The 21,023-nt window shown below is 55.5% G+C and carries 18 protein-coding genes, 2 tRNA genes and 1 other annotated feature; of the genes, 9 read left to right on the plus strand and 11 right to left on the minus strand.

Going from position 1 to position 21,023, the window contains the following annotated elements; genetic code table 11:
- Nucleotides 1–211 precede the first annotated feature (211 nt).
- The 3 genes from BFV63_RS14065 to BFV63_RS14075 are packed head-to-tail and all read left to right on the plus strand — an operon-like array spanning nt 212 to nt 5,321.
- Entirely contained in the window at nt 212–1,297 is a 1,086-nt protein-coding gene (locus BFV63_RS14065) for an efflux RND transporter periplasmic adaptor subunit (protein ID WP_048240508.1), read from the plus strand.
- Nucleotides 1,297–4,359, plus strand: a complete 3,063-nt coding sequence (locus tag BFV63_RS14070) for an efflux RND transporter permease subunit (RefSeq protein ID WP_045340743.1) — start codon at nt 1,297–1,299, stop codon at nt 4,357–4,359. Before BFV63_RS14065 ends, BFV63_RS14070 begins: the two co-directional genes overlap by 1 nt.
- Entirely contained in the window at nt 4,356–5,321 is a 966-nt protein-coding gene (locus BFV63_RS14075; protein WP_057059325.1) for an acyltransferase, read from the plus strand. Before BFV63_RS14070 ends, BFV63_RS14075 begins: the two co-directional genes overlap by 4 nt.
- Here BFV63_RS14075 and pagP read toward each other — a convergent pair.
- On the minus strand, nt 5,318–5,893 hold the full coding sequence (gene pagP / locus BFV63_RS14080; RefSeq protein ID WP_032609626.1) for a lipid IV(A) palmitoyltransferase PagP: 576 nt from the start codon (nt 5,891–5,893) through the stop codon (nt 5,318–5,320). The two genes, BFV63_RS14075 and pagP, sit on opposite strands and share 4 nt — an antisense overlap.
- Before the next feature lie 256 nt (nt 5,894–6,149).
- Here pagP and shiA point away from each other — a divergent pair, with 256 nt between their 5' ends.
- Both shiA and BFV63_RS14090 read left to right on the plus strand, forming a co-directional pair.
- Nucleotides 6,150–7,466, plus strand: coding sequence for a shikimate transporter (gene shiA / locus BFV63_RS14085; RefSeq protein ID WP_057059327.1), 1,317 nt, complete (start codon nt 6,150–6,152; stop codon nt 7,464–7,466).
- 76 nt (nt 7,467–7,542) lie between these two features.
- Complete coding sequence (locus BFV63_RS14090) at nt 7,543–8,997, plus strand: AMP nucleosidase (protein ID WP_048240503.1); 1,455 nt, start codon at nt 7,543–7,545, stop codon at nt 8,995–8,997.
- A gap of 135 nt (nt 8,998–9,132) precedes the next feature.
- Here BFV63_RS14090 and BFV63_RS14095 read toward each other — a convergent pair.
- A tRNA-Asn gene (locus BFV63_RS14095) sits at nt 9,133–9,208 on the minus strand.
- Nucleotides 9,209–9,311: 103 nt separating this feature from the next.
- Nucleotides 9,312–10,730, minus strand: coding sequence for a multidrug efflux MATE transporter EmmdR (gene emmdR / locus BFV63_RS14100; protein WP_023324934.1), 1,419 nt, complete (start codon nt 10,728–10,730; stop codon nt 9,312–9,314).
- A gap of 226 nt (nt 10,731–10,956) precedes the next feature.
- Here emmdR and BFV63_RS14105 point away from each other — a divergent pair.
- Nucleotides 10,957–11,032 (plus strand) — tRNA-Asn (locus tag BFV63_RS14105).
- Between the two features lie 147 nt (nt 11,033–11,179).
- Here BFV63_RS14105 and BFV63_RS14110 read toward each other — a convergent pair.
- The 4 genes from BFV63_RS14110 to dacD form a co-directional block, all read right to left on the minus strand.
- Nucleotides 11,180–11,515 (minus strand): DUF496 family protein, encoded by a 336-nt coding sequence (locus tag BFV63_RS14110; RefSeq protein ID WP_000450410.1) that lies wholly within the window; start codon nt 11,513–11,515, stop codon nt 11,180–11,182.
- 147 nt (nt 11,516–11,662) lie between these two features.
- Nucleotides 11,663–12,721: an FUSC family protein gene (locus tag BFV63_RS14115; RefSeq protein ID WP_003859506.1), complete on the minus strand. Its 1,059-nt coding sequence runs from the start codon at nt 12,719–12,721 to the stop codon at nt 11,663–11,665.
- A 91-nt stretch (nt 12,722–12,812) separates the two neighbouring features.
- Entirely contained in the window at nt 12,813–13,286 is a 474-nt protein-coding gene (sbmC, locus tag BFV63_RS14120) for a DNA gyrase inhibitor SbmC (protein WP_023314443.1), read from the minus strand.
- A 118-nt stretch (nt 13,287–13,404) separates the two neighbouring features.
- A complete protein-coding gene (gene dacD, locus BFV63_RS14125) occupies nt 13,405–14,577 on the minus strand; it encodes a serine-type D-Ala-D-Ala carboxypeptidase DacD (RefSeq protein WP_139124753.1) in 1,173 nt (390 codons plus the stop codon).
- Between the two features lie 191 nt (nt 14,578–14,768).
- Between dacD and sbcB the strand changes: the two genes are divergently transcribed.
- On the plus strand, nt 14,769–16,205 hold the full coding sequence (gene sbcB, locus BFV63_RS14130) for an exodeoxyribonuclease I (RefSeq protein ID WP_015572402.1): 1,437 nt from the start codon (nt 14,769–14,771) through the stop codon (nt 16,203–16,205).
- Between the two features lie 123 nt (nt 16,206–16,328).
- Here the strand turns inward: sbcB and plaP are convergent, their stop codons facing one another.
- The 4 genes from plaP to BFV63_RS14145 all read right to left on the minus strand — a co-directional run bounded on the left by plaP (nt 16,329) and on the right by BFV63_RS14145 (nt 19,754).
- Entirely contained in the window at nt 16,329–17,687 is a 1,359-nt protein-coding gene (plaP, locus tag BFV63_RS14135) for a putrescine/proton symporter PlaP (protein WP_003859499.1), read from the minus strand.
- Nucleotides 17,677–17,739, minus strand: a complete 63-nt coding sequence (gene yoeI / locus BFV63_RS23095; protein WP_099458931.1) for a membrane protein YoeI — start codon at nt 17,737–17,739, stop codon at nt 17,677–17,679. The genes plaP and yoeI overlap by 11 nt, the downstream gene beginning before the upstream one ends.
- Nucleotides 17,740–17,958: 219 nt before the next feature.
- Nucleotides 17,959–18,888 carry a LysR substrate-binding domain-containing protein gene (locus BFV63_RS14140; RefSeq protein ID WP_003859497.1) on the minus strand — a complete coding sequence of 310 codons (930 nt, stop codon included), beginning with the start codon at nt 18,886–18,888 and terminating at the stop codon, nt 17,959–17,961.
- Between the two features lie 41 nt (nt 18,889–18,929).
- The gene (locus BFV63_RS14145) at nt 18,930–19,754 is read right to left on the minus strand and encodes an SDR family oxidoreductase (RefSeq protein WP_003859494.1); all 825 of its coding nucleotides are present in this window, start codon (nt 19,752–19,754) and stop codon (nt 18,930–18,932) included.
- A gap of 172 nt (nt 19,755–19,926) precedes the next feature.
- Between BFV63_RS14145 and hisL the strand changes: the two genes are divergently transcribed.
- Nucleotides 19,927–19,977: a his operon leader peptide gene (gene hisL / locus BFV63_RS23100; RefSeq protein ID WP_099516347.1), complete on the plus strand. Its 51-nt coding sequence runs from the start codon at nt 19,927–19,929 to the stop codon at nt 19,975–19,977.
- Nucleotides 19,953–20,076 (plus strand) — a sequence feature (His leader region). It overlaps the preceding gene by 25 nt.
- A 45-nt stretch (nt 20,077–20,121) precedes the next feature.
- Nucleotides 20,122–21,021, plus strand: a complete 900-nt coding sequence (gene hisG, locus BFV63_RS14150; protein ID WP_003859492.1) for an ATP phosphoribosyltransferase — start codon at nt 20,122–20,124, stop codon at nt 21,019–21,021.
- The last annotated feature ends 2 nt before the right edge of the window (nt 21,022–21,023 follow it).

The following is a 21,023-nucleotide window of genomic DNA, read 5'->3' on the forward strand; positions in this document are numbered from 1 at the left end:
CATTCTCTTTATCCCGCGCCACCTTCAACCTCATGGAGGAATGCATGTACGGTTTAAGCCTGATTCGCCTTGGTTTGTTTATTGCGCTCGCCATTATCGCCAGCACAGCAATCGGTTTATTTACCTATGTGGTCGTCTCGGCCCTGGCAGAATAGCGCCACCCCAGCATTGATGACGAAATAAATAAAACAATTATTATCAGGGGAATACTGTGAAGCGCTACCTCTCTCTTCTGCCTGCTGTTTTATTGCTGCTGACGGCGTGCGATCCGAAATCCGACCGCGCCGCGCCCCTGCCGAAAATGGTAAAAGTCGCAGAGGTGGTGAAGGCTGGCAACGCGCAGCAGCGCGTCTTTCCCGCCCGTATCGAATCCGGCGACGCCACGGATCTTGCGTTCAAACGTGCCGGGCAGATTGAGACCCTGGACATTCGCCAGGGTGTCGTTGTCAAACAGGGGCAACGGCTCGCCAGTCTTAACGATCGCGAAGCCCGGCAGCGTCTGAACGACAGGCAAACGGCGGCGACCCTGGCTCAGCGGCAATTCGACCGCTTCCAGACCCTGGCAGGACGCCAGGCCGTGTCGAAGGCCGAGATGGATGTCCAGCGCGCAAACCGCGATTCTGCAAACGCCGCGCTTCAGATTGCACGCGAAGAATTGAGTCAGATGACGCTCGTCGCCCCCTTTAGCGGGACAGCGGCCAGCGTACATGTGCGAAACCATCAGGTCGTCTCAGCCGGCCAGCCCGTCGTCACATTGACCCGTACCGATCTGCTGGACGTGGTGTTCAGCCTTCCAGAGAACCTGTTTAACACCTTCGATATTCGCAATGCGCAATACAAACCGGTAGTGAGGATCAACGCCCTGCCCGGTCACGAGTTTACCGCTGTGTACAAAGAGCACTCAGGCAGTAGCGACAGCAACACTTTGACCTGGCAGGTAATTTTAACCATGCCCCGCCCGGATGATTTTCCCGTCGTGGGCGGCGTCAGCGGAACGGTCACCATCAATTTAACCAACCTACCGGCGGGCGTCGGCAGTGAGGCGCTGGTGGTGCCGGTTGAAGCGGTCTTTAACCCGGATAACCGCCCGCGCAATGAGCCACACGTCTGGGTGGTGACGGGCGAAGGCGATACGTTGCACCTTGAAGATCGTAAGATCAGCGTGGGACAAGTCAGCGCTGAGGGGGTCATCATCGTCGGTGGGCTTAAGGCGGGTGAACGCGTGGTGGCCGCAGGCGTTGGGGAGTTACATCCCAACCAGCCGGTACGTATCTGGACGCGTGAACGGGGACTGTAATGGATATCTCTCGTCAGTTTATCAGCAACCCGGTTCGCGTCTGGCTGACGATTTTGCTGCTGGGCGTAGGCGGCATTATTGCCCTGTTGAACATCGGCAGACTGGAAGATCCGGCGTTTACCATCAAAACGGCGGTGGTGATCACCCATTATCCGGGCGCGTCGGCGCAGCAGGTTGAGGAAGAGGTCACCCTGCCGCTGGAAAACGCGCTTCAGCAATTACCTTACCTGGATAACGTCAGCTCCATCTCCTCCAGCGGCCTGTCGCAGATTACGGTCAATATAGCCTCGCGCTACCACTCAAATGCGCTGCCGCAAATCTGGGATGAACTGCGTCGCCGTGTGGGTGATGCCGCCCGACAGTTTCCACCCGGCGTAGTGACCCCGTTTGTGAATGACGATTTTGGCGATGTGTTCGGCTTTTTCTTTGCCATTTCCGGCGATGAATTCAGCAATCCGGAACTGGTCCGGTATGCCGAGCAGCTGCGCCGGGAGTTGGTCCTCGTGCCAGGCGTGGGCAAAGTGGCCATCGGCGGAGCCCTCACCCAGCAGATTAACGTGGATATTTCTCTGAGCAAAATGGCCGCGCGCGGGATAACGCTGAACCAGCTTTCTGCCCAGCTCAGCAGGCTGAACGTGGTCTCCAGCGCGGGAGAGATCCCCTCCGGTACCGAGTCAATTCGTCTGCATCCTACCGGTGAATTCGAGAGTATTGACGAGCTGGCCGATCTCATCGTGACCCCGCCGGGCGTTGGGGCGGCTACCCGCTTACGGGATATTGCCACCCTTTCACGCGGGCTGGATGCCTCCCCTGCCAGCATCTACCATGCCAACGGCAGAGAAGCCGTCACCATGGGCGTCTCCTTTATCCCCGGCGTTAACGTGATCGACGTGGGAGATGCCCTGGAGGCGAAGCTTGAGCAGATGTCAGCCGAGAAACCGGCAGGTATCCATATCGACCTGTTCTACGATCAGGCGGCGGAGGTCGGGCATTCCGTTAACGGATTTATCATTAACTTCCTGATGGCGCTGGCGATTGTCGTCGGTGTGTTGCTGATCTTTATGGGCTTACGCAGCGGGATCATTATCGCCTTTTCCCTCGCGCTTAATGTGCTGGGTACGCTGCTGATCATGTATCTCTGGGGTATTGAACTACAGCGCATTTCACTGGGCGCGCTGATCATCGCCCTCAGCATGCTGGTCGACAATGCCATTGTTATTGTCGAAGGGGTACTGATAGCCCGGCAGCAGGGCTCGTCCCTGATGAACGCCATTAGCAACATTATTCGCCGTTCTGCGCTGCCGCTGCTGGGTGCGACGGTGATCGCCATCCTGGCCTTTGCGCCCGTCGGGCTGTCGCAGGACTCTACCGGCGAATACTGTAAGTCGCTGTTTCAGGTTCTGCTGATTTCGCTCATGCTGAGCTGGTTCTCTGCCCTCACCATTACACCGGTGCTGATCAAATGGTGGCTGTTTAAACGGGACGCTGCGCCGCCAGAGGCTGACGAAACGGATCCCTATGACAAACGCATCTATCGGATCTATCAGGCGGTGCTCAACGCGCTGTTACGGCGTAAAGCGCCAACGCTGGTGGTGATGGCCGCACTGCTGGCAGCCGCCATCTGGGGCTTTGGCTCGGTGCGGCAGAACTTCTTCCCCTCCTCCAGCACGCCGATTTTCTTTGTCGACCTCTGGCTCCCTTACGGTACCGACATTAAATGGACCGAGAAGATGACCAGTGATATCGAGAAAACCATTAACGGCCAGCCTGGCGTGGAAACCACGGTCTCGACGATTGGTCAGGGAAGTATGCGATTTATTTTGACCTACAGCGGACAGCGGCAGTACAGCAACTATGCGCAAATCATGGTGAGAATGGACGACCAGCGTAACATCCCCGCCCTGACCCGCCACGTTGATGAGTACATCGCCCGGAACTATCCGCAGGTTAACGCCAGCACGAAGCGGGTGATGTTTGGCCCCTCCGGCGACAGCGCTATTGAAGTGCGTATTAAAGGCCCCGATCCCGACAGGCTGCGTCTGATCGCCAGCCAGGTAGACAACATTCTTACGCGCGATCCGGCGACGGACAGCGTCAGGAACGACTGGCAAAACCGCAGCAAAGTGATCCGCCCGCAGTACGTCACCGCGCTCGGACGTGAGCTTGGCGTGGATAAGCAGGACGTCGATAACGCACTGGAGATGAATTTCTCCGGCAGCCGGGCAGGCCTGTACAGAGAAGGAAGCGATCTGTTACCCGTGGTGGTGCGCCCGCCGGAAAGCGAGCGGCTGGACGCCAACCACCTGAACAACGTCCTGGTCTGGAGCCAGACCCGGCAGCAGTATATTCCGCTGAGCAACGTCGTCAGCGGCTTCGCGCTGGAGTGGGAAGATCCGCTGATCCTGCGTCGCGACCGCTCGCGCGTGCTGACCGTGCAGACCGACCCTGACCCGCTAAGCCAGCAAACGTCCGGCGATATTCTCGCCCGCGTGAAGCCGCAAATAGATGCCCTGCCTCTGCCCCACGGCTACAGCATTGAGTGGGGCGGGGACGCGGAGAATTCCAGCGAAGCGCAGCAGGGGCTATTTACTACGCTGCCGATCGGGTATCTGGTGATGTTTGTGATCACGGTGCTAATGTTCAGTTCGGTGAAAAACGCCGTCGCTATCTGGCTGACCGTGCCGCTGGCGCTGATCGGCGTGACGCCGGGGTTTTTAATTACCGGCATCCCCTTTGGCTTTATGGCGTTGATTGGCCTGCTGAGCCTGAGCGGGATGCTGATCCGCAACGGCATTGTGCTGGTGGAAGAGATAGAACAGCAGAAAGCGCAGCAGGATCAGCACAGTGCGATCGTTTACGCCGCCACGTCGCGCCTGCGTCCCATCCTCCTCACCGCCTTTACGACCGTACTCGGCCTCGCCCCTCTGCTGCTGGATGTGTTCTTCCAGAGCATGGCCGTTGTGATTATGTTTGGGCTTGGGTTTGCTACAATCCTGACGCTGCTGGTACTCCCCGTAATTTACGCGTGTTTCCATCGTAAGGACAAAGCTGAACAACAATGAATGCGACAGGGCTGAATATCATCAAGACGCTGGGCTGTATGACGGCGGTTACCTTTTTCACCATCTACAACACCTGGGATCATTACGATTATGACTATCACTGGATCCTCGGTTTTTTAACCTTCATTTCGACCATCGCCACACCGTTATTTTTTGTGGTTGCAGGGTATCTGGACGGGCAATCCCGACACGGCACGCGCTGGCAGCTGGATAAGATCAAACGCCTGGTGATCGTCTTTCTGTTCTGGGTAACTATTTACTACCTGTGGGAACCCTATCAGCGCGGATATCTGATCCAGCCCTGGTTCGTGTTCGCGTTTATCGTGATTTACACGTTTCACCCGGTGGTGGAGCGGCTCAGCCAGCGACGAACGCTCTTTTGCGGGGTGATTGCCGCCCTGCTGCTTTTCTCATACGGGTACGATTTGCTGTCGGCCCTCTATCCTGATGCCCACGTCCTTTCATTGTCGCCGCAGTATCGCCTGTGGACGTGGCTGCTGTTTTATCTGACAGGCCAGCTCTTTTGCGATCCGCAGATCGCGGCGTGGATCGGCCGCAAAAACGTGGTCAGGGCCGCGGTGATTGCGATACCGTTTATCTATCTCTTCACATGGTTTTACGAACGGCACTTCTTTTTTGCGCTATTTAAAGCAGACAGAAACGCCTTTATCCTCACCGGATCGCAAATTTACATTCTGATTATTGCCCTGGTGATTGCGGCAAATGGCGTGCGGTTTCGCCGCAATGCGGAGTTTAAAGAGTCCGTGCTGGCCGCCATTAGCAAAACGATGACCGGGGTCTATATCATGCACTACTCGGTGTTTCACCTGCTGACCGCGCTCATTCCGGTGACGTCCCTCAGCACCAAACTTGTTCTGATTGTGCTTACCTTTGTTACGTCGGTCCTGTTTTCGCTGCTGATCCTGTCCAACGCAGTGGCCAAAAAAGTGATCACCCTCTAAAAGCCCAGGCGCAGCCAGGCAAACAGCACGTTGCCGTTGTTGTAGGTTCCGGGAATATACGTGAACTGGACGGTAACACGCTTATATCCGGCAGAGAAAAGCGGGAAGATAAACGGCAGCGGGACATAGTTGGCAAAGTCGTCGCGCGCGGTGATCCCCGCGGCGGCCCCGAGCCCCAGACGGAAATCTTTTGCGTTATCCAGATACCACCCCTTCTCCCAGCCGTAACCCATCGCGGGCTGCCACTCGTTGTGGGAATCTTTAAACATCATGGCAAACAGCGCGCTCCAGTTGCCCTCGTCGTTGTAGCGAGACACGCCCAGCCCCCCGCCCCACGGCATTTCGTTGTAATTATCCGTTTTCTCTTTGTCATACATGAAGCGTGCATGCCAGCTCAAAAACGGAAGGTAGAGATCGTAACGATCCGGCTGTTCCCAGGTTTGCGCAATATCGTCCGTTACTGCATCCCACCAGCGATGAATACGCTGTTCGCCATAGACTTTCTGCTCCGCATGCAGCGGAGATACGACTAAAAACAGGACTACCCACAGTGCAGGAAAGAGGCGTTGCATCGTTATTCCCTCAGCTTACGTCACACAGCGATCATTATTACTGTAAACCATTCAGCCCTAACCGGAGCCAAACAGGCTGATTTATGTTGTCGCCCGATAAGATGAAATTTATTTATTCTGCGCTTTCAGGAAAGATAAAAACGTTTTCTCAGGCCGCGTGTCGCGGTAGTCTCATACGTTCCGCCAATATGACGGCCGTGATGTGAGTGACCTTTTCTTATACCAATAATTAAAAATCAGTACAGACAGGACAACTATGGACTCCACCCTTATCTCCGCTCGCCGCAACGAGGAGACACCTTCGCTTAACCGCGCCCGCCGCGCCGCTTTAGGTAGCTTCGCAGGCGCCGTCGTCGACTGGTATGACTTTCTGCTCTACGGTATTACCGCTGCGCTGGTCTTTAACCGTGAATTCTTTCCCCAGATCAGCCCCGCCATGGGCACGCTTGCTGCGTTTGCCACCTTCGGCGTCGGTTTTCTGTTTCGTCCGCTGGGCGGGATAATTTTCGGCCACTTCGGCGATCGCCTTGGCCGTAAACGTATGCTGATGCTCACCGTGTGGATGATGGGTATTGCCACCGCGCTAATCGGTATTTTGCCCTCCTTTGCATCGATTGGCTGGTGGGCCCCGGTGTTGCTGGTGACGCTGCGCGCCATTCAGGGCTTTGCCGTTGGCGGCGAATGGGGCGGCGCGGCATTGCTGTCCGTGGAAAGCGCGCCGAAGAACAAGAAAGCGTTCTACAGCAGCGGCGTGCAGGTAGGTTATGGCGTGGGTCTGCTGCTCTCCACGGGTCTGGTGTCGCTAATAAGCCAGCTCACGACAGACGAGCAGTTCCTGAGCTGGGGCTGGCGTATTCCGTTTATCTTCAGCATTGTGCTGGTCGTGGTGGCCCTGTGGATCCGTAACGGCATGGAAGAGTCGGCTGAGTTTGAGCGGCAGCAGCGCGAAAAACCGGTCGCCAAAAAACGGCTGCCGGTGATGGAAGCGCTGGTGCAGCACCCTGGCGCTTTTCTGAAAATTATCGCCCTGCGCCTGTGCGAACTGCTGACGATGTATATCGTCACCGCCTTTGCCCTCAACTATTCCACGCAAAACCTCGGCCTGCCGCGGGAATTGTTCCTGAATATTGGCCTGGTGGTGGGCGGGATCAGCTGCCTGACCATCCCCTGCTTCGCCTGGCTGGCGGATCGCTATGGGCGTCGACGGGTGTATATCACGGGCGCGCTCATCGGCACACTTAGCGCCTGGCCGTTCTTTATGGCGCTGGAGGCACAGTCGGTCTTCTGGATTGTCTTCTTCGCGATCATGCTTGCGAACATCGCTCACGACATGGTGGTCTGCGTGCAGCAGCCAATGTTTACCGAGCTGTTTGGCGCAAGCTACCGCTACAGCGGCGCGGGCGTGGGATATCAGGTGGCGAGCGTGGTCGGCGGCGGGTTTACGCCGTTTATCGCCGCCGCGCTGGTGACGTTCTCCGGCGGTAACTGGCATAGCGTGGCGATTTATCTGCTGGCGGGTTGCCTGCTTTCTGCTGCCACCGCCCTGTTGATGAAGGAAACCGCGCACAGCTGATCTCCTCACTTTTGTTTCACAGGCGTGTGGCATACTATCGGGTATAGCCGCACACCTGTGGAACAAGGAGACAGACATGAATAATAAGGGCTCCAGCCTGACCCCGGCTCAGGCGCTGGAAAAACTCGACGCGCTGTATGAACAGTCCGTCAATGCACTGCGCAGCGCCATCAGTGACTATATCGAAACAGGGAAACTTCCCGATGAAAAGGCCAGAACCCAGGGCCTTTTTGTTTATCCATCGCTCTCTGTCACCTGGGACGGCAGCGCCAGCAGTAATCCGAAAACCCGCGCCTATGCGCGTTTCACCCACTCCGGCTGTTACAGCACAACCATCACGCGACCTGCGCTGTTCCGCCCCTACCTGGAAGAGCAGCTTACCCTGCTGTATCAGGATTACGGCGCGCATATCAGCGTTGAGCCGTCCCTGCACGAGATCCCTTACCCGTACGTGATAGACGGCTCAGCGCTGACGCTGGATCGCTCCATGAGCGCAGGGCTGACCCGTCATTTCCCGACCACTGAGCTGTCGCAGATTGGCGATGAGACGGCGGACGGGATCTATCACCCGGCAGAGTTTTCACCGCTGTCGCACTTTGATGCCCGCCGTGTCGATTTCTCGCTGGCACGCCTGCGCCACTACACCGGCACGCCAGCCGAACATTTCCAGCCGTTCGTGCTGTTTACCAACTACACCCGCTATGTAGACGAATTTGTCCGCTGGGGCTGTAGCCAGATCCTCGACCCGGACAGCCCTTACGTCGCCCTCTCCTGCGCGGGCGGGATCTGGATCACCGCCGAAACCGAAGCACCGGAAGAGGCCATCTCCGACCTGGCGTGGAAAAAGCACCAGATGCCAGCCTGGCACCTGATCACCGCCGACGGTCAGGGCATTACGCTGATTAACATCGGCGTTGGCCCGTCGAATGCGAAAACCATCTGCGACCATCTGGCGGTACTGCGCCCGGACGTCTGGCTGATGATCGGCCACTGCGGCGGCCTGCGTGAAAGCCAGCTGATTGGCGATTACGTCCTCGCCCACGCTTATTTGCGTGACGACCATGTTCTTGACGCGGTTCTGCCGCCGGATATTCCTATCCCGAGTATCGCGGAAGTGCAGCGCGCTCTGTACGACGCCACCAAAGAGGTGAGCGGCATGCCGGGTGAAGAGGTGAAACAGCGCCTGCGTACCGGTACGGTCGTTACCACCGACGATCGTAACTGGGAGCTGCGCTATTCCGCCTCCGCCCTGCGTTTCAATCTTAGCCGTGCGGTCGCAATCGATATGGAAAGCGCCACCATTGCCGCGCAGGGCTACCGCTTCCGCGTCCCTTACGGCACGCTGCTGTGCGTGTCCGATAAACCGCTGCACGGCGAGATCAAACTGCCGGGCCAGGCGAACCGTTTTTACGAAGGGGCGATCTCAGAGCACCTTCAGATTGGTATTCGCGCCATCGATTTACTGCGTGCAGAGGGCGAAAAACTGCATTCCCGCAAGCTGCGCACCTTCAATGAGCCACCGTTCCGCTGATAACAAGGACACATCACGCATACCACTCACCCGGCCTGGGATTTCGTAGGTCGGGTAAGGCGAAGCCGCCACCCGACAATTTTACCGAACGCAGAAAAGCAAAAAGCCTGCTTTAAAAGCAGGCTTTTTTAAATTTGGCTCCTCTGACTGGACTCGAACCAGTGACATACGGATTAACAGTCCGCCGTTCTACCGACTGAACTACAGAGGAATCGTGTGAACGGGGCGCATATTATCGATGCGCCCTGAGGATGTCAAAGGGTGAATGCAGATTTTCAATCGTTTGCCGATTTATTCTCCACTTCGCACATTTGTCAGGCACTTGCCGTTTCCGAAACCTCCTGCTCCGGTTTTTTTCGCGGATATTTCCACAGCCAGCGCCCGCTCACCATGCGCCAGTAGAACAGCGCGCCGCGCACGGCCCAGTCAAGGAACATCCCCAGCCAGACGCCGACAACGCCCATACCTAACATTACCCCCAGCGTGTAGCCCGCCACGACGCGACAGCCCCACATGCCGAGCATGGAGACCCACATCGCAAACCGGGCATCGCGCGCCCCTTTCAGCCCGGCAGGAAGTACCCAGGACGCGGCCCAGATTGGCATAAACGCCGCGTTGAGCCAAATGAGCACCTTCACGACCTCTTTCACGTCATTTTCATGCGTATAGAACGAGGCCATCAGCCCGGCAAAAGGCGCAGTTCCCCACGCAATAGCCGTCAGTCCAATGGTTGAAAGCCAGAAGACATGCCGAAGCTGCCGTTCCGCCTGCCCTATCTGCCCCTTTCCGAGACGTCTGCCGGTGATGATCGTCGACGCCGACCCCAGCGCGTTTCCCGGCAGGTTAATGAGTGAGGCAATGGAGAAGGCAATAAAGTTGCCGGCGATGACGTCTGTTCCCATCCCGGCAACAAACATCTGCGTCAGCAGTTTCCCGCCGTTAAACAACACGGATTCGATGCTGGCCGGAATCCCGATCCCCATCACTTCCCAGATAATGGCGAAGTTAAGCGGACGGAAATAACTTTTCAGCGTCAGGCGCAGCGATGGCGTAATTCCCGCCATCAGTACGCCAATTATCGCTGCCGCACCAATATAACGGGAAATGGTCAGCCCTAAACCCGCGCCGACAAAGCCCAGCCCCTCCCAGGAAAAGACGCCATAAATCAAAACGCTGCTGATAATGATGTTCAGGATGTTCATGCCGCCATTGATCAGCAGCGGAATTTTGGTATTCCCTGCTCCACGAAGCGCACCGCTACCAATCAGCGCGATGGCAGCCGCCGGATAACTCAGCACCGTCATTTCCAGGTAGGTGAGAGCCAGATCCTTCACCTCACTGGTCGCTTCTCCCGCGACAAAGTCGATAATTTCTTTGCCGTAATAATGGATAACCGCCGCAAGGATGATCGAAAAGAGGGTCATGATCATCAGCGACTGTCTGGCCGCTTCGCGGGCACGCTTCGGATCGAGCTTACCCAGGCTAAACGCCACCACCACCGTCGTACCGAGATCGATAGCGGCAAAGAAGGACATCACCACCATATTGAAACTGTCCGCCAGCCCTACCCCGGCCATAGCTTCTTTACCGAGCCAGCTCACCAGGAATGTGCTCAGCACGCCCATCAACAGGACGCAGGTATTCTCCAGGAAAATAGGCACAGCAAGGGGGGTGATTTCACGCCAGAAGAGAACTCGATAACTTTTACGTTTTGCATACCAGGGCGTGCGCATAATCGCCTGGCGTAGGGGTGCGGTGACGTTCAAAATGGACCTTAGCGAGAAAGTTGAAACTCCATTTCAAATGATGGGGCAGAAATGCGTATCCTGCAAAGTATTTTCCATAAAATTATGTTTGGATTTACAACAAAATGACGACAGAATCATCAAACAAACGCTTTTGCCTGAGATCAGGTTTGACAAAATTTTTTTCGCCGCTAAGATAAGCCTCCACAACGATTCCTCTGTAGTTCAGTCGGTAGAACGGCGGACTGTTAATCCGTATGTCACTGGTTCGAGTCCAGTCAGAGGAGCCAAATTTAAAAAGCCTGCTTTTAGAGCAGGCTTTTTGCTTTTTTGCGTTCGGTAAAATTGTCGGGTGGCGGCTTCGCCTTACCCGACCTACGTGATAACAGTCCTGTAGGCCCGGTAAGCGCAGCGCCACCGGGCAACAGAGTGTGCGATTACTCGCCTTTAGCGTCGACGTTTTTGATTTCGCCCATCACTTTCAGCTTCTTGGAGATGTCGCGACGCTCTTTGGACAGCTCAGCGTTTTTGATGATGTAGTCATCAACGCGATCTTCATAATCGCTCTTCATGCTGGCGATGATGCCCTGAATAGCTTCAACGCTCATACCTGGCTTGATGTAGTCGCTCAGGTTGTCCAGCAGCAGGACACGTTTCTGGTTGTCACGGATCTTCTTCTCTACGTCCTGGATTTCGCGCTGTAGCTTGTTTTTGCGGCGGAACAGGCGGACGAACTCCAGAACATCCTGGAACGAAGGCTTGGTAGTTTCCATTTTTACACCCCTGATAATGTGAGATTCGGATTCGTTAAAGCAACCGTTTTAACAGACAGCGGCTGCGAATGACAATGAGTATATCGTTTAAAACCATCATAACCCTAATTGTTGCTGAATCGAAGCAGCAGGCATCACATACGCTTTTTATTTGCGCAGAGCCCGGCAAATCAGCTGCGATAACAACTCCAGCTGCCGCGCCAGCTCCATACTCAGCCAGACATAACCATGGATGGGCGTTTCCGCCACATTGTCGCCCTGGCGCTCATTCATCAGCTGTTTGAGCTCGGCGACGATTTCGTTCAGCCGCTCGCTGTTTGCCCGTATCGGCTGCGGGTTACCTTCATAGAGCGCATGAGCGATGGTCAGCAGGGTTTGTTGCGTCATCTGCTGCGTCTCTTTCAGCGTATGCGCGTTGAGCATCAGAAGATGGCTGGGGCGTGAGGCCCAGTGGGCATTGATTTGCAGTTCAAGCATACAGACCAGATTACGGCTGACCGTCTGAATAGCTTCAAAGATGGCTTTCTGGATATGGGTTTCTTTGCTTGCTGGCGTAATTAACCCGCGCATTTTGACCACATCATTGAGGATTTTTTGCAGATGCTTTTCCAGCCGCGGACGCTCAATCAGATTCGGCGAAAACCCGGCCTGGTAGACCCGGTTAAATGCCGTGACGTAGTTTGCCATCTGAATGCGCCAGTGCAGGAAGGCGCGCTGCGGCCAGATGCCGGTAAACAGCATGGCGAGCAACGAGCCGAGGATCACGTCCCCGCTTCGCCACAATGCCGTGGTCATATCGCCCGCCGGTGCGCCGACCACAACCGCGAGCGTAATGCCAATCAGCAGCGCCTGATACGGTTTCTTGCCGAGGGCCAGCCATCCGCAAAGAAACATCGCCACCGCGCACCACAGCAACATGAACGGAAATGAAATCAGCTCCAGCTTCAGGGCGATAAGCCCAAGCGCTGAGCCTAAAACGGTACCGCCTATGCGTTCGAAAGCGCGCGGGACCACGTTCCCCCAGAATGAGATCGGCCCCATCACCACCACCAGCGTGATCAGCGGCCACGTCCCTTCCGGGATATCCAGCAAACGAACCAGTACGAAGGTCAACACAAACGCCAGCGCAATGCGGCAACCGTGCACCACGCGATAATGTTTGTATAACCGAATTTCAAAAGGGGTTAATGACTTGTCGGGGCGCACACCCGTCTCCAGCTCTACGGCAAACCACAATTGTACTGTGTTTTCAGCCGGGTGGATCGCGCCCGGCTGAAAAACCCTGCGTTTCGCAGGATTATCCCACTTTGTGCTCTACCGGTACAAACATCTCAATATCCCAGTAGCCGTCAGCATTGCCATCGTTCAGATAGCGTTCGAAGCAGGGTTTTGCTGCAATCTGGAATTTGCTGTCTTCCAGCAGGGAGTTGAAGAACTGATACCATGGAGTAGCGAAATCATGATTTTCAACGCGCGCGGCGGCAATAGCATACTCTCCGGCAGCAATTTCGGTCATCATCACCCCTTCGCTGTTTTCAGGAATAGTGAAATCGTCTACTACCGTTACGGCGGTAACGCAGCGGAGCTTTTCTGCCGGCACGTCATCCGGATTGTCATAATAAACGGCCACCCACTCCTGCGGCTGAATATGACGACCATCTACCCACATGACCAGCTGTTCAAATCCCTGCTTGACCGTCTTTTCCCACGGCCCCACGAGATGAAAGCCTGCAATCGTACGTTTCTGTTGCTGCCTGATGCTGTAGTCCATGCTGCCTCCGTTTATTACTGTATATATATACACTGTAAAGCAGAATCGAGATTATCGGCAAACCAGGAGTGTTTATTATGTGAGCAGACTCGCAACACTGCCAGTCTGCCCGAAAAGGTCAGAGTTTATGATGCAGATAATCGCCAAGACGGGAGAAAAGCCCACCCTTTTCAACGCTTTCCAGCGTAACCAATGGCCAGTGCGCGACCACCTTGTCACGATCGTACAGCTGGATCTCCCCTACCCGCTGATGCGCGGCGATCGGCGCTTCCAGCTCTTTTTTATCCATCACGTATTTCGCCTTGATGTTCGGCACTTCCGATTTGGGTAATGCCAGCCAGAAGTCCTGATCCGTGCCCAGCGCGATCTGCTCTTTATCACCGTACCAGATGCGCTCGGTTCCCACTTTTTTATCGTTATGCAGGATCTGCACCGTATCAAAATTTTGCTGTCCCCAGTGCAGCAGCTTGCGCGCCTGATCTTCACGTCCTTTCGGGCTGTCTGCCCCCATCACCACCGCAATCAGTCGACGCTGACCGTCCACCGCTGAGGCAATCAGGTTAAAGCCCGCGCCCGAGGTGTGTCCCGTTTTCAGACCATCCACGTTCATGGTCTTATCCCACAGCAGGCCGTTGCGGTTCTGCTGGGTGATGCCGTTCCAGGTCAGGCTCTTCTCGCTGTACATGTGGTAGAACTCAGGCTCGCCGTGAATGATGGCCCGTGAAAGCACGGCGAGATCGTAGGCGGAGCTGTGCTGACCCGGTGCATCCAGCCCGTGTACGGTTTCGAAGTGGGTATCGCGCAGGTTCAGCTTTTCAACATAGTCATTCATCATCCTGACGAACTGCGGCTGACCGCCCGCCACGTGATCCGCCAGCGCCACGCAGGCATCATTGCCGGAATCAACAATCAGGCCGCGGCTGAGATCGCGCACGGAAACCCGATCGCCCTCCTTCAGAAACATCAACGACGAACCGTCAAAGACCGGATTGCCTTTTGCCCAGGCGTCACGTCCGACCGTCACAATGTCATCGGGGCTGATGCGGTGGCTATCAATGGCGCGATCGACAACGTACCCCGTCATCAGTTTGGTCAGGCTCGCCGGATTGCGCTGCTGATGTTCGTTGCCCGCCGTTAAGATTTGACCCGTGGTGTAATCCATCAATACCCAGGAGCCAGCCTGGATGGCAGGCGGCTGAGGTGAAAAATCCAGCGGCTCGGCAGCCAGCGCGGATGAAATACTCGAAGCGAGTAAAGAAACAGCAATAAACAGACGGCGTTTCAACGGTATATCCTCAGGTCAGTAAAAATCGATGACCTTTTTACGGGAGTTCTGATGTCGTTACCTGCCTTAATTGCAAAAAAATGTGACAGCACGCAGATTTTTTCGGAACAAATCTCGCAAATTTCTTGCCTGACGGTGCTTTTTATTCGGACTGCTCACCCCAATCGTTTACCATAGAGACGTCAATTTTTAACAGGATGAGATTACTGGTGTCTGACTCTGCCGCGCGCCCGACTTTTTTGTTCCACGATTACGAAACCTTTGGCACCCATCCGGCGCTGGACCGACCGGCGCAGTTTGCGGCTATCCGTACCGATGACGAATTTAACGTCATCGGCGAACCCGAGGTGTTTTACTGTAAGCCCGCCGATGACTATCTGCCGCAGCCGGGCGCGGTGATGGTGACGGGCATCACGCCTCAGGAAGCGCGGGATAAAGGCGTTAGCGAAGCAGAATTTGCCCGTCGCATCCACGACCTGTTCACGGTGCCCAATACCTGCGTGGTGGGTTACAACAATATCCGTTTTGACGATGAAGTGACGCGCAATATCTTCTACCGCAACTTCTACGATCCGTATGCCTGGAGCTGGCAGAACCGTAATTCACGCTGGGATTTGCTGGATATCATGCGCGCCTGCTATGCGCTGCGCCCGGAGGGGATTAACTGGCCGGAGAACGACGACGGCTTGCCGAGCTTCAGGCTCGAGCACCTGACGCGGGCCAACGGCATTGAGCACAGCAATGCCCACGACGCGATGGCAGACGTTTACGCGACCATCGCTATGGCGAAACTTGTAAAAACCGCGCAGCCGCGCCTGTTTGAGTATCTGTTGAGCCATCGCAGCAAGCAAAAGCTGATGACGCTAATTGACGTGCCGCAGATGAAACCGCTGGTGCATATTTCAGGGATGTTCGGTGCGTGGCGCGGGAATACAAGCTGGGTGGCGCCGCTTGCCTGGCATCCGGACAACCGTAACGCCGTCATCATGGTGGATCTTGCCGGAGATATCTCCCCGCTGCTTGAGCTCGACAGCGACACCTTACGTGAACGGCTCTATACGCCGAAAGAGGCGCTGGGTGACCTGCCAGCCGTACCGGTAAAACTGGTGCACATTAATAAGTGCCCGGTGCTGGCGCAGGCCAACACGCTACGCCCGGAAGACGCCGACCGGCTGGGGATTAACCGTCAGCACTGCCTCGATAACCTGAAAGTGCTGCGCGACAACCCGCAGGTGCGCGAGAAAGTCGTCGCCATTTTTGCCGAAGCAGAGCCGTTCGTGCCGTCTGAGAATGTGGATGCGCAGCTTTATAACGGCTTCTTCAGCGACGCCGATCGCGCGGCGATGAATATCGTGCTGCAAACCGACCCGCGTAACCTGCCCGCGCTGGATATCACCTTCGCAGATAAGCGCATTGAGAAGCTGATGTTTAATTATCGCGCGCGCAACTATCCCGGCACGCTGGATGAAGCAGAGCAGGAGCGCTGGTTACAGCATCGGCGCAACGTGTTTACGCCGGAGTTTCTTAATAGCTACGCCCAGGAGCTGGAGATGCTTTACGGTCAGTATGAAGGGAATGCTGAGAAGCAGGCGCTGCTGAAAGCGCTGTTCCAGTATGCGCAAGAGATTGTCTGAATAGCGGGTACAAAAAAGCCGGAGGCGATGTCTCCGGCTTTTTTTTTGCCCGATGGCGCTTCGCTTACGCGGGCCTGCGGGGTATTTAGGTCGGGTAAGACGTAGCCGCCACCCGACGCAGTCTTACGCGACGTCTTCGTACTGAGGAACCGGGTTGCGGAAGCTCTTCGTCACACAGGCCAGGTAAACCAGGCCGATACCTGCCCAAATCAGGCCAAGCACCATTGAGCTCTCTTCCAGGTTAACCCACAGCGCGCCCACGGTCATAGCACCACACATCGGCAGGAACAGATACTGGAAGTGGTCTTTCAGCGTCTTGTTACGCTTTTCACGGATCCAGAACTGAGAGATCACCGACAGGTTAACAAAGGTAAACGCCACCAGCGCACCAAAGTTAATCAGCGCCGTTGCCATCACCAGGTCAAAGTTAATCGCCAGAAGCGCGATCGCACCGACCAGAATGATGTTCATCGCCGGGGTACGCCAAGTTGGATGCACGTAGCCGAAGAAGCTTTTCGGGAATACGCCATCGCGGCCCATAACGTACATCAGACGCGCAACGCCTGCATGCGCGGCCATACCGGACGCCAGTACGGTGATGGTGGAGAAGATCAGCGCGCCGACCTGGAACGCTTTACCCGCCACATAGAGCATAATTTCCGGCTGAGAAGCATCCGGATCTTTGAAGCGAGAGATATCCGGGAAGTACAGCTGGAGGAAATAGGTCGAGAAAATAAAGATCAGGCCACCAATCAGCGCCGTCAGGAAGATTGCACGCGGAATTACGCGCTCTGCATCTTTCGTTTCTTCAGACAGGTTGCTGATACCATCAAAACCGGTAAAGGAGAAGCACAGAATCGTCGCCCCGGTAATCATCGGGATCACATGCGCATCACCAGACCAGAACGGCTTGCTGCTCGCCAGAGTGCCCGCGCCTTCACCGTGGAACACACCGTAAATCACCATGCCGAGGATCACGGCAATCAGTACAACCTGAAGCACAACGATAACGGAGTTAAAGTTGGCAACGGACTTGATGCTGCGAAGGTTGAAGGCCGTCATAAAGGCCACCAGCGCCACGACGAACATCCAGGATGGAATCGATGGCACCAGCGCTTCAAAATAAATTTTTGCCAGCAGAATGTTGATCATCGGCGCGAACAGATAGTCGAGCAGCGAAGACCAGCCCACCATAAAGCCTACCGTCGGGCTGATGGATTTCTGGGCATAGGTGTAGGCGGAACCGGCAGACGGATAACGGCGCACCAGTTTACCGTAGCTGAGCGCGGTAAAGAGGATCGCAATCAGTGCAAAGCCGTAAGCCGTCGGCACATGACCGTCCGTGAGGCCTGAAACGATACCGAATGTATCGAACAGCGTCATCGGTTGCATATAGGCAAGGCCCATCATGACAACCGGAATCAACGTAAGCGTTTTACGTAATTCCACGCGAGAGGTGTTTGGAGTTGCGTTATGCGACATAGTTATTCTCCTTTACGGTGATAACCGCCACGTAAGCGAAAAATTGCCCCATTTCTTTCTTCCTCAGCGACAACAACTGTCGGATTTTAGTAAGTATCTATCCGGTACGAAGCCCGGCCTCTTGGTTTTTAGTTTCGTTTCGTACATGCAAAAAAAAATAACCGACGCCTTTTATATCGTCGATTATTTATTTGTTTGCAGCGGCGGCATTTTGCCCTATTCAAGATACAAAAGGCAATACATTGAGAAACCTGCCCATAAAATAATTTTTCTAACTGGTTGATTTACCATCATCTGCCTGAGTGTAAACTGTCGCGATAGCACTATTTGCTAAAATTTCGTCTCGCCACCAGGCGCTGGCAAGCCCGGCGGTCTGTTCATTCCAGCCCACCCATACCGATTCGTTACTGCTCTGCGCTAAAACTTGTTTTTCCACCAGCGCTCCGCTGTCAATAAACCGCTGCGCTAAATAACGGGGAAGGTAACCGCACCCCAGGCCGCTTATTTGCAGCTCCAGCTTGGTTTTAAAATCAAAAACGGTGATGGCCTCCTGCTCATCCAGCATCTGCGATGAAATGCCGCACTCGGGGCGAGAACTGTCTCCAACCACAATGGCACGATAGTTTTTAATGACGCGTCGGGTAACCGGCTCCGGTTCATTCGCCAGCGGGTGATGAGGCGCAACGGCAAAAACCTGCTCCAGAACACCCAGCCGCGCAAAACCAAATTCGCTCAACTGGGGAGGCTCATGCAGCGCGCCAACGATGATATCCGCCCTGCCCTGCGTCAGGGCCTCCCAGGAACCGCCCAGCACGCCATTGATAAAAACCAGCCGGGTGACGCTGTGGCGCTGATAGAACGCCTCAATAAGCGGGGTAAGCAGGGAGAAAGGGAATGTATCATCAACCCCAATCACCAGCTCATTTTCCCAGCCCTGATGAAGTTTGACGGCCTGTTTTTCCAGCTCGCGAACCGTATGCAGCACGTCACGCCCTTTTTCCAGCAACATCTGCCCTGTACGGGTGAAACGCGCGCGATGCCCGGTGCGGTCAAGGATTTGGATATTAAGATCGCTCTCGAGCTTTTGCACGGTGTAGCTCAGAGCCGAAGGGGTTTTATAGAGCTTCGCCGAGGCGGCGGCAAAGCTCCCCTCTTTTTCCAGCGCATCCAGAATAACAAGAACATCCAGCAGCGGTTTCATCTTCGCCCCCTTGCGGTGTGCGATTGTCTCCGCCGGCGCAATTATTCCATGGGCATTACCAGCGGATCGGGATACTGATACTCAAATCCCAGTTCATGGCAAATACGATTGCCATCAATAATTTTGCCTTTGCGCTCCCCCTGCGCATCACTGAATACCGGCGGCGCCAGGCCAAGCTGGCGCGCCATCAGCGGATAAAAGGTACTACGCGGCGGATGCGAAGGCGCACATATATTATAGATGTGCCCCCCTTTCGGAGCCTGTAAAAGCAGTTCTATGGCGCCGATAACATCCTCAAGGTGCACAAGATTAACCCCGTGCTGGCCATCCGGCGCGGATTTACCGGCAAAGAAGCGCCCCGGATGACGCCCCGGCCCCACCAGCCCGGCCAGACGTAAGATATCCACCTGCGTACCAGGCAGATTGTGCAGCCAGTCTTCCAGCTCTTTCAGCACCCGGCCGCTGGCGGTCACCGGACGGCGCTCGGTGTTTTCTTTCGCCGTACCGTCGATAGCGCCATAGACGGAGGTGGAGCTGGTGAAAATGATGCGCGGGATATGGTGCGCCAGGGCGCTGTCGACAATCTCCTGCACCGCCTGCAAGTAAAACGTCTCGCCCGGGCCGCTGCGCCGCGCCGGTAAGGTAATGACCAGCGCGTCCACATTCATCAGTTCATCCAGCTCGTCGGTATCGCAGATAAGCTCGGGTTCGAGACGCAGCTCGACACCATCAATGCCGCACATGCGTGCCGCTTCAACCCCATCTCGGGTGGTCTTACTCCCTGTCACCTGCCAGCCTTTCGCGGCTAATGACATCGCCAGTGGCATTCCTAACCATCCTAACCCGACAATCGCGACCTTTTTCATTACATTCTCCGCTTAACGATGCCTGTTATAAGGCTACGCCAGCCTGGTGGAACGCACAATTCATACCATCAATATGAAATGAATTAATGATCAAAAAAAGCCCTTGCTTTATGGCGTACAACTGGTTTAGGTTAAAAGACATCAAATGCATAAGCATTCAACGAGAATTTATATGACACGCGTTCCTTTTAAAAACCACCATCATCACCATCATCCTGACTAGTCTTTCAGGCGATGTGTGCTGGAAGACGTTTGGATCTTCCAGTGGTGCATGAACGCATGAAAAAGCCCCCGGAAGATCTTCTTCCGGGGGCTTTTTTTTGGACCGCATTCAGACAGGTTAAAACAGGTTAACGAGGAACACAGAATGTTAGATAACTCACGTTTACGCATAGCTATTCAAAAATCAGGCCGTTTAAGCGACGATTCACGCGAACTGCTGGCCCGCTGCGGGATTAAAATCAACCTGCACACCCAACGCCTGATCGCCCTGGCTGAAAATATGCCGATCGACATTCTGCGCGTACGTGATGACGATATCCCGGGCCTGGTGATGGATGGCGTCGTTGATCTCGGCATCATCGGCGAAAACGTACTGGAAGAAGAGTTATTAACCCGCCGCGCGCAGGGCGAAGATCCGCGTTACTTTACCCTGCGTCGTCTGGACTTTGGCGGCTGCCGCCTGTCGCTGGCCACGCCGGTCGATGAAGCCTGGGACGGCCCGGCCGCGCTGAACGGCAAACGTATCGCCACCTCTTACCCTCACCTGCTGAAGCGTTACCTCGATCAAAAAGGCGTGCAGTTTAAATCCTGTCTGCTGAACGGCTCCGTTGAAGTGGCGCCGCGTGCGGGCCTGGCCGATGCCATCTGTGACCTCGTCTCCACCGGCGCCACGCTGGAAGCGAACGGCCTGCGCGAAGTGGAGGTGATCTACCGCTCCAAAGCGTGCCTTATCCAGCGCGACGGCGAGATGGCCGACGCCAAACAGCAGCTCATCGACAAACTGCTGACCCGCATTCAGGGCGTGATTCAGGCGCGTGAATCCAAATACATCATGATGCATGCGCCAACCGAGCGTCTGGAGGAAGTGATTGCCCTGCTGCCGGGCGCTGAGCGTCCAACCATTCTGCCGCTGGCGGGCGACCAGCAGCGCGTGGCGATGCACATGGTGAGCAGCGAAACCCTGTTCTGGGAAACCATGGAAAAACTGAAGGCGCTGGGCGCAAGCTCCATTCTGGTGCTGCCAATTGAGAAGATGATGGAGTAACG

The organism is Enterobacter hormaechei subsp. xiangfangensis, from assembly GCF_001729785.1.
GTDB lineage: Bacteria > Pseudomonadota > Gammaproteobacteria > Enterobacterales > Enterobacteriaceae > Enterobacter > Enterobacter hormaechei_C.

What these genes read in the sequence shown, in the direction of transcription:
- hisG (WP_003859492.1), top strand. Translation starts at nt 20,122, where the DNA reads ATGTTAGATAACTCACGTTTACGCATAGCTATTCAAAAATCAGGCCGT.
- sbmC (WP_023314443.1), bottom strand. Translation starts at nt 13,286, where the DNA reads ATGGACTACAGCATCAGGCAGCAACAGAAACGTACGATTGCAGGCTTT.
- shiA (WP_057059327.1), top strand. Translation starts at nt 6,150, where the DNA reads ATGGACTCCACCCTTATCTCCGCTCGCCGCAACGAGGAGACACCTTCG.
- BFV63_RS14070 (WP_045340743.1), top strand. Translation starts at nt 1,297, where the DNA reads ATGGATATCTCTCGTCAGTTTATCAGCAACCCGGTTCGCGTCTGGCTG.
- plaP (WP_003859499.1), bottom strand. Translation starts at nt 17,687, where the DNA reads ATGTCGCATAACGCAACTCCAAACACCTCTCGCGTGGAATTACGTAAA.
- BFV63_RS14140 (WP_003859497.1), bottom strand. Translation starts at nt 18,888, where the DNA reads ATGAAACCGCTGCTGGATGTTCTTGTTATTCTGGATGCGCTGGAAAAA.
- BFV63_RS14145 (WP_003859494.1), bottom strand. Translation starts at nt 19,754, where the DNA reads ATGAAAAAGGTCGCGATTGTCGGGTTAGGATGGTTAGGAATGCCACTG.
- emmdR (WP_023324934.1), bottom strand. Translation starts at nt 10,730, where the DNA reads ATGCGCACGCCCTGGTATGCAAAACGTAAAAGTTATCGAGTTCTCTTC.
- BFV63_RS14075 (WP_057059325.1), top strand. Translation starts at nt 4,356, where the DNA reads ATGAATGCGACAGGGCTGAATATCATCAAGACGCTGGGCTGTATGACG.
- pagP (WP_032609626.1), bottom strand. Translation starts at nt 5,893, where the DNA reads ATGCAACGCCTCTTTCCTGCACTGTGGGTAGTCCTGTTTTTAGTCGTA.
- sbcB (WP_015572402.1), top strand. Translation starts at nt 14,769, where the DNA reads ATGAGATTACTGGTGTCTGACTCTGCCGCGCGCCCGACTTTTTTGTTC.
- BFV63_RS14110 (WP_000450410.1), bottom strand. Translation starts at nt 11,515, where the DNA reads ATGGAAACTACCAAGCCTTCGTTCCAGGATGTTCTGGAGTTCGTCCGC.
- BFV63_RS14090 (WP_048240503.1), top strand. Translation starts at nt 7,543, where the DNA reads ATGAATAATAAGGGCTCCAGCCTGACCCCGGCTCAGGCGCTGGAAAAA.